The sequence below is a fragment of the Roseomonas sp. TS2 genome (assembly GCF_058833935.1).
In genome coordinates this window covers 1-10,802 of the sequence record NZ_JCACVY010000154.1, presented here as the reverse complement: position 1 = coordinate 10,802, position 10,802 = coordinate 1, and the positions used below count along the sequence as shown (strand labels likewise).

The following is a 10,802-nucleotide window of genomic DNA, read 5'->3' as shown; positions in this document are numbered from 1 at the left end:
CGCCGGCATCCGCCGCGACTACACGCCGGCCGAGGTCGAGGCGCTGGCCGGCTCCTTCCGGGTGAAGCACACCCTGGCCGAGATGGGCGCCCGCCGCCTGTGGCAGCTGCTGCACAGCGAGCCCTATGTGAACACGCTGGGCGCGCTCACCGGCAACCAGGCGCTGCAACAGGTGAAGGCGGGGCTGAAGGCCATCTACCTCTCCGGCTGGCAGGTGGCGGCGGACGCCAATTCGGCCGGCGAGATGTACCCGGACCAGTCCCTCTACCCGGTGGATTCGGTGCCGAAGGTGATCAAGCGCATCAACGCCGCGCTGCGCCGCGCCGACCAGATCGCCCATATGGAGGCGGCGCAGGGCAAGGCGCAGGACGACACCCCGTGGATGGCGCCGATCATCGCCGATGCCGAGGCCGGCTTCGGCGGCGCGCTGAACGCCTATGAGCTGACCCGCGCCATGATCGAGGCCGGCGCCGCCGGCGTGCATTTCGAGGACCAGCTGGCCAGCGAGAAGAAGTGCGGCCATCTCGGCGGCAAGGTGCTGGTGCCGATCAGCCAGCACATCCGCACGCTGAACGCGGCGCGCCTCGCCGCCGATGTGGAGGGCGTGCCCACCGTGCTGCTCTGCCGCACCGATGCCGAGAGCGCGCAGCTCCTCACCGCCGATGTCGATGAGCGGGACCGCCCCTTCATCAGCGGCGAGCGCACGGCCGAGGGCTTCCACCGCATCAAGCCAGGCGTGGGCAAGCAGTACGCCATCGCCCGCGGCCTGGCCTACGCGCCCTATGCCGACCTGCTGTGGTGGGAGACCTCCGACCCCGACCTCGACGACGCCCGCGCCTTCGCCGAGGCCATCCACCGCGAGTTCCCCGGCAAGCTGCTGGCCTACAACTGCTCGCCCAGCTTCAACTGGAAGCGCAAGATGGGCGAGGCGGCGGCGGCCCGCTTCCAGCGCGAGCTGGGGGAGATGGGCTACAAGTTCCAGTTCATCACGCTGGCCGGCTTCCACTCGCTGAACTACGGCATGTTCCGGCTCGCCCGCGGCTACAAGGAGCGCGGCATGGCGGCCTATTCCGAGCTGCAGCAGGCCGAGTTCGCCGCCGAGGCGGAGGGCTACACCGCCACGCGCCACCAGCGCGAGGTGGGCGTCAGCTATTTCGACGCGGTGGCCACCGCCGCCTCGGGCGGCACCGCCAGCACCACCGCCATGGCGCACAGCACCGAGACGGCCCAGTTCCACGACGATAGTCACGACGCCGCGCACGCGCCGGCAATGGCCAAGTAAGCAACGCAGGACACAGGGAAACACGACCATGACGCATGACGACGATTTCGACGACGGCCTGGTGCACAGCCACAACTGGGCGACCGAGCCGGCCATCCCGCCCGCCCTGCACGGGCTGAAGGGGCCACCGGAGGCGGCCTCCATCCCGACGCCGAGCACGGCCTTCCGCGACGACACGATGGGCCACTGAGAGGCCGGGCCGGGGGAGGAAGCGCCCCCGGCCCGCCGCTATCCGCCGAGCAGGCCGCCGACGATACCGACCGTGCCGGCGATGATCACCGTGTTGAAGAAGAACGCGATGATGCTGTGCAGCGTGGCGATGTGGCGGATCGGCGCCGAATGCGTGTCCACATCCGTCACGCCATTGGTCGTGCCGACGCCGATGGAGAGATAGAGGAACTCGGAGAAGGCCGGATTCTCGGCGCCGCCATGGAAGCGGATGCCGCCGCCGGTGAGGTAGAACTCCCGCGCATAGTCCTGCGCGAACAGCGTGTGGATGTAGAGCCAGGAGAGCGCCACCGTCACCACGCCGAAGGCGGGGATGCCGCCCGGGCGCATCGCCACGTCGAGCCCCACCCCCGCCACCGAGGTGGCGGCGGCGAGCAGCGAGAGCGTCAGCACCATGGTGCGGCGCTCGTCGGTGATCTCGGCGTGGCGGCGCATCGCCTCCGGCCCGGCGGACCAGAGGCGGCGCAGCAGCAGCGCCAGATGCGCCAGCACCAGCGCGCACCAGCCGGCCAGGGCGGCGTGCAGCCAGTGCAGCCCGAAGCCGAAGGCCGCGCCGCCCCCCGCCAGCCCCGCCAGCAGCGACAGGGTGCTGATGCGCAGCCGGCGCAGCGGCCCCGTCATGCCGCCATGGGGCTCGCTGACAGGGCGCGCGCGAACACCGCCGGGTCCACATTGCCGCCGGAGAGCACCAGCCCCACCGTGCGGCCGCGCGCCGGCACCTTGCCCGCCAGCACCGCCGCCAGCGCCACCGCGCCGCCCGGCTCCACCACGATCTTCAGCGCCTCGAAGGCCAGGCGCATGGCGCGGAACACCTCCGCCTCGCTCACCGCCACGCCCGCCTTCAGCCGTGCCTGGTTCACCGCGAAGGTCAGCGCGCCGGGGCGCATGGAGAGCAGCGCGTCGCACAGCAGCGCGCCGTGGCCGTCATTGGCCAGCCGCTCGCCGGCGGCCAGCGAGCGGGCGGTGTCGTCCCACCCCTCCGGCTCCACCGCCCAGACCTCGGTGCCGGGCGAGGCGCCCTCGATGGCCAGCGCGCAGCCGGCGATGAGGCCGCCGCCACCGGTGCACACCGCCAGCGCCTCCAGCTCGTGCCCGGCGGCGCGCGCATCCTCCACCAGCTCCAGCGCCAGCGTGCCCTGGCCGGCGATGACGTCCGGGTGGTCGAAGGGCGGCAGAACGGTGGCGCCGCGCTCCCCGGCCAGCCGCGCCGCCAGCACCTCGCGGTCCGTCGTGGCGCGGTCGAAGAAGGTGATCTCGGGGCCCCAGCGGCGGGTGCTCTCCACCTTGATGGCAGGCGCGTCCTGCGGCATCGCGATCAGCGCGCGCACGCCCTCGGCGGCGGCGGCGCAGGCCACGGCCTGGCCATGGTTGCCGGAGGAATGCGTCACCACCCCCGCCGCGCGCTGCTCCGGCGTCAGCTTCAGCACGGCGTTGGTGGCGCCGCGGAACTTGAAGCTGCCGGTGCGCTGCAAGGGCTCGGGCTTCACCAGCACCGTGCCGCCGGCGATCTCGTCCAGCAGCGGGTGGCGCAGCATCGGCGTGCGCACCACGCGGCCGCGCAGCCGCGCGGCGGCGGCCAGCACGTCGGCATGGGTGGGAAGCGGCGGAAGGATGGCGTTCATGCAGTCACCTCGTGGCAGCGGCGCGGATCGACCAGCGGCAGGATGGCGGAGAGTGGCCCGGGGTCGGTGCCGTTGACCAGGGCGGCCAGCAGCGCGCCCTGGGCCGGCGCCGTCTGGATGCCATAGCCCCCCTGCCCGACCATGTGGAAGAAGCCCGCCTCCTCGGCCGGGCCGATCGCCAGGGAGCGGTCCGGCAGGAAGCTGCGCAGCCCGGCCCAGGCATGCTCCACCCGGCGCACCGCGATGTCGAGCGCCTGCGCCGCCCGGTCCACGGCGATGGCGATGTCCATCTCCTCCGGCGCCGCGTCGCAGGGGTCGCAGGCGGTCTCGTCGGCGGGGGAGAGCATCAGCCGGCCGCGCGCCTCGGCGCGGGCGTACCAGCTGGCGCCGACATCGCCGAGCAGCGGCCACTCCGCCACCGCCCAGGGCGCGGGGTCGACGATCAGCGCGGTGCGGCGCAGGGGCCGCAGGCCGAGCGGGCGCAGCCCGGCGGCGCGCGCCACCGCGTCGCCCCAGGCGCCGGCGGCGTTGACCAGCACGGGCGCGGCGAAGATCTCGCCCGTGGCGGTCTCGGCCCGCCACAGCCCGGCCTCCCTCCAGACGCGGCCGGCGCGGCGGCGCAGCGCCAGCACGCCCCCGGCACGCCGGAGCTGGCCGAGGAAGCCCTGGTGCAGCGCCGCCACGTCGATATCCAGCACATCCGGCTCCAGCGCCGCGGCGGCGGCGTAGCCGGGGCGCAGGGCGGGAACCAGGGCGCGCGCCGCCTCCGGCGTGAGGGGGCGGAAATCCGGGCATTCGGCCAGCGCCCGCTCCAGCGCCGGCACCTGCTCCGCCGGCGCTAGGTGCAGCGCCCCGCGCGGCCGCACCAGCGGCGCGCCGAAGCCGGGCGGCGGTGACTCGAGGAAGGCGCGGGAGGCGCGGGTCAGCGCGCGCACATCCGGGTTGCCCCAGTTCGGCTCCCACAGCGCGGCGGAGCGGCCGGTGGTGTGGTAGCCGGCGCTCTCCTCCGCCTCCAGCAGCGCCACGCGGCGGGTGGCGGAGAGATGCGCCGCGGCGGTGGCGCCCGCCATGCCGGCGCCGATGACGATGGCCTCGAAGCGTTCGGTCTGCATGGCGCGCATCCTGGTTGCGCGATGAAATGCCGGCAAGGCGGCGCGCGGCGATGCAGGAAACGTTGCAAGGACGCGCCACCACCGCCTAACCTCCCTCCCGCAACGAGTGGCCATAAGGCCCGTGGCGGCGGAAGCCGTCCTTGCAAGGAGGTTACCGAATGGAAGGCAACGGGTTTACCCGTCGCGGTGTGCTGCGCGCGGGCGCGCTGGGCGCCGCGGCCAGCGCTCTCCCCCTGGTGAATGTGCATGGCCAGACGTCCGGCGGACGGCTGGCCCTCGGCCTGTGGGACCACTGGGTTCCCGCCGGCAATGACGAGATGCGCCGCATCGTCATGGACTGGGGGCAGAAGAACAAGGTCGAGATCCAGCTCGACTTCATCACCTCGGTCGGCAACAAGAACCTGCTGACCATCGCCGCCGAGAGCCAGGCGAAGCAGGGCCATGACATGCTCTCCTTCCCCACCTGGGAGGTGCATGCCAAGTCCGAGCTGCTGGAACCCATGGACGACATCATGGGCCGGCTCAGCGGGAAATACGGCGCGCTGAACCCGATCGTCGAATACCTGGCGAAGGTGGAGGGCAAGTGGCGCGCCGTGCCGGCCATCTCCGGCAGCCAGAACAAGCCGGCGCTCGGCCGCATGGACCTGCTGAAGCAGCATGCGGGCATCGACATCCAGGCGATGTTCCCGGCCAACGCCAACCCCGGCAGCACCGCCGGCAACTGGAACTGGGACACCTTCCTGAAGGCGGCGGAAGCCAGCCACAAGGCGGGCTTCTCCTTCGGCCTGCCGATCGGCCAGTTCACCGACGCGACGGACTGGATCGGCAGCCTGTTCCGCTCCTTCGGCGCCGAGCTGGTGAACAGCAAGGGTGACATCACCGCCAAGTCCGACAATGTGCGGAAGGTGCTGGAATACGCCAAGCAGCTCTGCACCTTCCTGCCGGGCGACGTGTTCTCCTGGGACGACGCCTCGAACAACCGGGCGCTGATCTCCGGCAAGTCGGCGCTGATCTTCAACCCGCCCTCCGCCTGGGCGGTGGCCAAGCGCGACGCGCCGCAGGTGGCCGAGCAGTGCTGGAGCTTCCCCGCCCCGGCGGGCGCGCAGGGGCGCTTCACCCCCTACCTGCCGTATTTCTGGGGCGTCTGGAGCTTCAGCCGCAACAAGGGCGCGGCGAAGGCGCTGGTGGAATACCTCAGCCAGCGCGAGCAGGCGGAGCTGATGGTCAAGGCCAGCAACGGCTACGACATCCCGCCCTTCACCAGCATGACCGACTTCAAGACCTGGGAGACGGAGGGCCCGCCGCCGGGCGTGGTCTACAACTACCCGGTCAAGCCGCACCACAACTCGCAGCAGTTCATCGCCTGCTACCCGGCGCCGCCGGAGATCGCGGTGCAGATGTACAACCAGGGCATCCAGGCGAAGATGATCGCCCGCGTGGTGCAGAACAACGAGACGCCGGACCGCGCCATCGCCTGGGCGGAACGCGAGATCGAAGGCTTCAAGCGCGGCTGATGGCCGCGCCGGCCATAGGCTGAAGGGGGCGCGTGGGCCGGCAGCGGCCCGCGCGCCCCGCATCATCTCCCGCAACCGCGAGGGAGTCTGGGATGTCCCAAGGCACGCTCTCCGTACCGGCCGCTCCGGCCGCCGCGCCACCGCGCGGCGGCGCGTTGAAGCGCCTGTCGCGCCGGAATTCCACCGTCGCCTTCCTGCTGACGCTGCCGCTGATCCTGCTGATCCTCGGGCTGGTGGTCTATCCGTTCCTCTACGCGCTCTACCTCTCCATGCTGAACAAGCGCATGACGCGCTTCATCGGCTGGGAGAACTTCACCTTCCTGCTGGGGCGCGAGACCTTCTGGAACGTGGTGTTCCAGTCGGTGCTGTTCGCCGTCTCGGCGGTGCTGCTGAAGGCGCTGATCGGCTTTGTCCTGGCGCATGTGCTGCACGCCCTCCCCTCCAAGGGGCAGCGGAAATGGCGCGGCATGCTGCTGGTGCCCTGGGTGATCCCGCCCGCCATCTCGACGCTGGCCTGGTGGTGGCTGTTCGACCCGTCCTACTCCGCCTTCAACTGGGCGCTGATGGGCATCGGCGTGGACCCGGTGCCGTGGCTCGGCCAGGCCGGCTGGGCACGCTTCTCGGTGATCCTGGTCAATGTCTGGTACGGCTCGCCCTTCTTCATGATCATGTACCTCGCGGCGCTGAAGTCGGTGCCCGACCAGCTCTACGAGGCGGCGGCGATCGACGGCGCGAGCGGCTGGCAGAAGCTGCGCTACGTGACCTTCCCGATGATGCGCAACATCATCTCGATCACCGTGCTGTTCAGCCTGATCGTCACCTTCGCCAATTTCGACATCGTCCGCATCCTGACCAATGGCGGGCCGCAGGACACCACGCATGTCTTCGCCACCTACGCCTTCCAGGTCGGCATCCAGTCGGGCGACATCCCGCTCGGCGCCTCGGTGAGCCTGTTCATGTTCCCGCTGCTGGCGGTCTTCGCGATCTTCACGCTGCGCGGCGTCAACAAGCGCTCGAAGGAGATGGCGTGAGATGAGCAGCACCACCGCGACACCCTTCGTCCCCGCCGAGATCAAGCATGGCAGCCTGAAGCGGGAACGGCGCTGGGCGCTGATCGGCGCCTACATCGCGCTGGCCGTCTTCGTGCTGTTCTTCATGATCCCGCCCTTCCACATGCTGATGACCAGCCTGAAGAGCTCGGCCGAGATCGCCGACCTCTCGGGCAACCCCTGGATCGTCTCGGCGCCGACGCTGCAGAACTACTGGGAGCTGCTGACCGAGGGGAACTACCTGATCCATTTCCGCAACTCGGTCATCGTCACCACCTGCACTGTCGTCATCAGCATGATCATCTCGGTGATGGCGGCCTTCGCCCTGGCGCGGATGAAGTTCTGGGGCAGCGCCACCCTCGCCACCGGTGTCTTCCTCACCTACCTGGTGCCGGAGACGCTGCTCTTCATCCCGATGTTCCAGATCATCGGTAGCCTTGGCCTGTACAACAACATGTGGGCCATGGTGCTGATCTTCCCGACGCTGACGGTGCCCTTCTGCACCTGGATCATGATCGGCTACTTCGCCTCCATCCCGAAGGAGCTGGACGAGGCGGCGCTGATCGACGGCGCCGGGCATTTGCAGATGCTGTGGAAGATCTTCATCCCCGTGGCGCTGCCGGGCATCCTGGCGGCGATGATCTTCGCCTTCACGGTGAGCTGGGCGGCCTTCATCTACCCGATCGCCTTCCTGGTCTCCTCGGACCAGATGGTGCTGACGGTCGGCATCGTCTCCGACCTGATCCGGGCGGACACCTTCCAGTGGGGCAAGATCATGGCCGGCGCGCTGATGGCCGCGCTGCCGCCGCTGCTCGTCTACGCATTCCTGATGGACTACTACATCGCGGGCCTGACGGCCGGCGCCACCAAGGGCTGAGGGAGGAGAACGAAGAATGGCGCAGGTATCGCTCCGCAAGGTGGTGAAGGCCTATGAGGGTGGCGTGCAGGCCGTGAAGGGCATCGACCTCGACATCGCGGACCACGAGTTCGTGGTGCTGGTCGGCCCCTCCGGCTGCGGCAAGTCCACCACGCTGCGGATGATCGCGGGGCTCGAGGAGATCTCGGATGGCGAGATCGCCATCGGCGGCAAGGTCATCAACGACGTGCCGCCGCGCGACCGCGACATCGCCATGGTGTTCCAGAACTACGCGCTCTACCCGCACATGACGGTGTTCGACAACATGGCCTTCGGGCTGATGCTGCGGAAGTTCCCGAAGGAGGAGATCAAGCGGCGCGTCGACAACGCGGCCCGCATCCTCGACATCACGCCGCTGCTGGAGCGCAAGCCGAAGGCGCTCTCGGGCGGCCAGCGGCAGCGCGTCGCCATGGGCCGCGCCATCGTGCGCGACCCGAAGGTGTTCCTGTTCGACGAACCACTTTCCAACCTCGACGCCAAGCTGCGCGTGCAGATGCGCACCGAGATCAAGAAGGTGCACCAGACGGTGCGCACCACCACCGTCTACGTCACCCACGACCAGGTGGAGGCGATGACGCTGGCCGACCGCGTGGTGGTGATGAATGGCGGCATCATCGAGCAGGTCGGCTCGCCGCAGGAGCTGTACCACGACCCCAAGACGCGCTTCGTCGCCGGCTTCATCGGCAGCCCGGCGATGAACTTCATCCCCGGCCGGCTGGAGAACGGCGCCGGCGCGCTGCGCGTCCACCTGCCGAACGACATCGTGCTGCCCGTGCCGGCCGAGCGCACCGCGCGCTACCAGAACCTCGCCGGCCGGGAGATCCTGTTCGGCATCCGCCCCGAGCACCTGACCGAGGCCAAGAACCTCGACCGCCCGCATTTCGCGCCGATGACCGCGACGCCCGAGGTGACCGAGCCGATGGGCATGGAGACCCTGGTGCACTTCAAGATGGCGGGCGCCGAGATCTGCGGCCGCGTCGACCCCCTGGCCCCCGCCGCGCCCGGCCAGCCTTTGCCGATGGCCGTGGACATGAGCAACATGCACATCCTGGACCCGCAATCGGGACGGGTCCTCTGACGTCAGGGAGCGAGGCATGAACAAGACCGCCTGGGTGACAGGGGCTGGCACCGGCATCGGGCGCGCCGTCGCGGTGGCGCTGGCGGGGGCCGGCTGGCGGCTGGCGCTCACCGGGCGGCGCCGCGCGCCGCTGGAGGAGACGGCGGCGCTGCTGCCGGCGGGCACCGAGTCGCACATCGTCACCGCCGACCTCACCGACGCCGCCGCCGTGGAGAAGGCCACCGCCGCGGTGGCCGGGGCGCTGGGCGGCATCGGCCTGCTGGTGAACAATGCCGGCGTCAACGTGCCGCGCCGCCACTGGCACCAGCTCTCGGCCGGCGATGTCGGCACGCTGGTCGATGGCAACCTGCGCGCGCCCTTCCTCACCAGCCTGGCGGTGCTGCCGGGGATGAAGGCGCAGGGCGGCGGGCTGATCGTGCAGATCGCCTCGATGGCCGGCAAGGGCGTCTCCGCCGTCTCCGGCCCCGGCTACATCGCGGCCAAGAGCGGCTTCGTCGCTCTCTCCGCCTCGCTGAACGCCGAGAACGGCATCCACAACATCCGCTCCACCTGCATCTGCCCGGGCGAGGTGGTGACCCCCATCCTCGACTTCCGCCCCGAGCCGGTGCCGGCCGAGGAGCGGGCGCGGATGCTGCAGCCGGAGGACATCGCGCAGGCCGTGCTGTTCGTCGCCACCATGCCGGAGCGGGTCTGCATCAACGAGATGCTGGTGACCCCCACCTGGAACCGCTTCCAGGCGGCGCAGGCGCAGAAGGTGGCGGCGATGCCGTGACGGCGGAGGCGGGGCGCGCGCGGCATGGCTTGCCAAGCGCGCCCCGTGCGCCATGCTGCACGCACCAAGAAACGTGCAGGAACGCCCCATGGACGCCCATCCCCCCGTGCTGATCGATGCCAAAACCCTGGAGACCCTGGTGCGCGACATCTTCGTCGCCGCCGGCAGCGGGGCGGAGGAGGCGGCGGGCATCGCCCACCACCTGCTCGGCGCCAACCTCGCCGGGCATGATAGCCACGGCGTGGTGCGGGTGCCGCGCTACATCGAGTGGCACCAGGCGGGGCATGTGCATTTCGGCCGCACCCCGCGAATCGTGACCGATGGCGGCGCCTTCGCCCTGCTCGACGCCGATTTCGGCTTTGGCCAGACCGTGGCGCGGCAGGCGGCCGAGATGGGCATCGCCCGCGCCAGGCAGCACGGCGCCGCCGTCATCGCGCTGCGCAACGCCGGGCATGTCGGCCGCATCGGCCACTATGCCGAGATGGCGCTGGCGGAGGGGCTCATCTCCATCCACCTCGTCAACGTGGCGGGCTCCGTGCTGGTGGCGCCCTTCGGCGGCGTCGAGCGGCGCTTCTCCACCGCCCCCATCGCCATCGGCGCGCCGTTGCAGGGCCGCCCGGTGGTGCTGGACTTCGCCACCTCGCATGTGGCCGAGGGCAAGGTGCTGGTCGCCTCCAATGGCGGCAAGGCGCTGCCGAAGGACGCGCTGATCGAGCCGGACGGCACCCTCTCGGGCGACCCGCACACCCTGTATGGCGACTATCCGCCGATCGGCCCGCGCAACCCGGCGGGCGGCGCCGGCGCCATCCGCGCCTTCGGCGAGCACAAGGGCTCGGGCCTCGCGCTGATGTGCGAGCTGCTGGCCGGCGCCTTCACCGCCGGCGGCACCTCCGGCCCGGTGGAGGGGCGCGGGCGCATCACCAACGGCATGCTCTCCATCTACCTCTCGCCGGCGCATTTCGGCACCGAGGCGGCCTTCCAGGAGATGGGCCAGGCCTATGTGGAGTGGGTGGCCTCGAGCCGCCCGGCGAAGCCCGGCCAGCCCGTGCTGCTGCCCGGCGAGCCGGAGGCCCGCACCCGCGCCGAGCGCCTGGCCCGCGGCGTGCCGCTGCAGCCCGACACCTGGACCGGCCTGCTGCAGACCGCCGCCTCGCTCGGCATCGCCGCCCCGGCCTGATGGAAGCGGGGGCCGGCGCGCCGCGGCCCCCGAACTTTCCACGAAGCCGGCG

Annotated in this window: 11 protein-coding genes; 8 read left to right on the top strand and 3 right to left on the bottom strand. The window is 70.8% G+C overall.

Annotation, left to right across the window (positions count from 1 at the left end):
- Window positions 1-1,282: isocitrate lyase (gene aceA, locus ACZJYS_RS18980; RefSeq protein ID WP_493179935.1), on the top strand; the 1,282-nt coding region annotated here is incomplete at its 5' end.
- A gap of 28 nt (window positions 1,283-1,310) precedes the next feature.
- A complete protein-coding gene (locus tag ACZJYS_RS18975) occupies window positions 1,311-1,472 on the top strand; it encodes a hypothetical protein (RefSeq protein WP_181378196.1) in 162 nt (53 codons plus the stop codon).
- A gap of 38 nt (window positions 1,473-1,510) precedes the next feature.
- Here the strand turns inward: ACZJYS_RS18975 and ACZJYS_RS18970 are convergent, their stop codons facing one another.
- From ACZJYS_RS18970 to ACZJYS_RS18960, 3 genes are read right to left on the bottom strand one after another with little or no spacing between them, the layout of a single operon-like run.
- Complete coding sequence (locus ACZJYS_RS18970) at window positions 1,511-2,131, bottom strand: DUF1345 domain-containing protein (protein WP_493179934.1); 621 nt, start codon at window positions 2,129-2,131, stop codon at window positions 1,511-1,513.
- Entirely contained in the window at window positions 2,128-3,132 is a 1,005-nt protein-coding gene (locus ACZJYS_RS18965) for a threonine ammonia-lyase (RefSeq protein WP_109517900.1), read from the bottom strand. The genes ACZJYS_RS18970 and ACZJYS_RS18965 overlap by 4 nt, the downstream gene beginning before the upstream one ends.
- Window positions 3,129-4,244 carry an NAD(P)/FAD-dependent oxidoreductase gene (locus ACZJYS_RS18960; RefSeq protein ID WP_493179933.1) on the bottom strand — a complete coding sequence of 372 codons (1,116 nt, stop codon included), beginning with the start codon at window positions 4,242-4,244 and terminating at the stop codon, window positions 3,129-3,131. Before ACZJYS_RS18960 ends, ACZJYS_RS18965 begins: the two co-directional genes overlap by 4 nt.
- Before the next feature lie 158 nt (window positions 4,245-4,402).
- Between ACZJYS_RS18960 and ACZJYS_RS18955 the strand changes: the two genes are divergently transcribed.
- The 6 genes from ACZJYS_RS18955 to ACZJYS_RS18930 all read left to right on the top strand — a co-directional run bounded on the left by ACZJYS_RS18955 (window position 4,403) and on the right by ACZJYS_RS18930 (window position 10,750).
- A complete protein-coding gene (locus tag ACZJYS_RS18955; protein ID WP_109517902.1) occupies window positions 4,403-5,758 on the top strand; it encodes an ABC transporter substrate-binding protein in 1,356 nt (451 codons plus the stop codon).
- A gap of 92 nt (window positions 5,759-5,850) precedes the next feature.
- Complete coding sequence (locus ACZJYS_RS18950) at window positions 5,851-6,789, top strand: carbohydrate ABC transporter permease (RefSeq protein ID WP_109517903.1); 939 nt, start codon at window positions 5,851-5,853, stop codon at window positions 6,787-6,789.
- Between the two features lies 1 nt (window position 6,790).
- The gene (locus ACZJYS_RS18945) at window positions 6,791-7,684 is read left to right on the top strand and encodes a carbohydrate ABC transporter permease (RefSeq protein ID WP_109517904.1); all 894 of its coding nucleotides are present in this window, start codon (window positions 6,791-6,793) and stop codon (window positions 7,682-7,684) included.
- A gap of 16 nt (window positions 7,685-7,700) precedes the next feature.
- Window positions 7,701-8,801 carry an ABC transporter ATP-binding protein gene (locus tag ACZJYS_RS18940; RefSeq protein WP_493179932.1) on the top strand — a complete coding sequence of 367 codons (1,101 nt, stop codon included), beginning with the start codon at window positions 7,701-7,703 and terminating at the stop codon, window positions 8,799-8,801.
- A gap of 16 nt (window positions 8,802-8,817) precedes the next feature.
- Complete coding sequence (locus ACZJYS_RS18935) at window positions 8,818-9,573, top strand: SDR family oxidoreductase (RefSeq protein WP_493179931.1); 756 nt, start codon at window positions 8,818-8,820, stop codon at window positions 9,571-9,573.
- An 88-nt stretch (window positions 9,574-9,661) separates the two neighbouring features.
- Window positions 9,662-10,750 carry a malate/lactate/ureidoglycolate dehydrogenase gene (locus tag ACZJYS_RS18930; RefSeq protein ID WP_493179930.1) on the top strand — a complete coding sequence of 363 codons (1,089 nt, stop codon included), beginning with the start codon at window positions 9,662-9,664 and terminating at the stop codon, window positions 10,748-10,750.
- The last annotated feature ends 52 nt before the right edge of the window (window positions 10,751-10,802 follow it).

Excerpts from the sequence above, each read along its gene's own strand:
- ACZJYS_RS18945 (WP_109517904.1), top strand. The coding sequence starts at position 6,791 with ATGAGCAGCACCACCGCGACACCCTTCGTCCCCGCCGAGATCAAGCAT.
- ACZJYS_RS18970 (WP_493179934.1), bottom strand. The coding sequence starts at position 2,131 with ATGACGGGGCCGCTGCGCCGGCTGCGCATCAGCACCCTGTCGCTGCTG.
- ACZJYS_RS18965 (WP_109517900.1), bottom strand. The coding sequence starts at position 3,132 with ATGAACGCCATCCTTCCGCCGCTTCCCACCCATGCCGACGTGCTGGCC.
- ACZJYS_RS18940 (WP_493179932.1), top strand. The coding sequence starts at position 7,701 with ATGGCGCAGGTATCGCTCCGCAAGGTGGTGAAGGCCTATGAGGGTGGC.
- ACZJYS_RS18930 (WP_493179930.1), top strand. The coding sequence starts at position 9,662 with ATGGACGCCCATCCCCCCGTGCTGATCGATGCCAAAACCCTGGAGACC.
- ACZJYS_RS18935 (WP_493179931.1), top strand. The coding sequence starts at position 8,818 with ATGAACAAGACCGCCTGGGTGACAGGGGCTGGCACCGGCATCGGGCGC.
- ACZJYS_RS18955 (WP_109517902.1), top strand. The coding sequence starts at position 4,403 with ATGGAAGGCAACGGGTTTACCCGTCGCGGTGTGCTGCGCGCGGGCGCG.
- ACZJYS_RS18975 (WP_181378196.1), top strand. The coding sequence starts at position 1,311 with ATGACGCATGACGACGATTTCGACGACGGCCTGGTGCACAGCCACAAC.
- ACZJYS_RS18950 (WP_109517903.1), top strand. The coding sequence starts at position 5,851 with ATGTCCCAAGGCACGCTCTCCGTACCGGCCGCTCCGGCCGCCGCGCCA.
- ACZJYS_RS18960 (WP_493179933.1), bottom strand. The coding sequence starts at position 4,244 with ATGCAGACCGAACGCTTCGAGGCCATCGTCATCGGCGCCGGCATGGCG.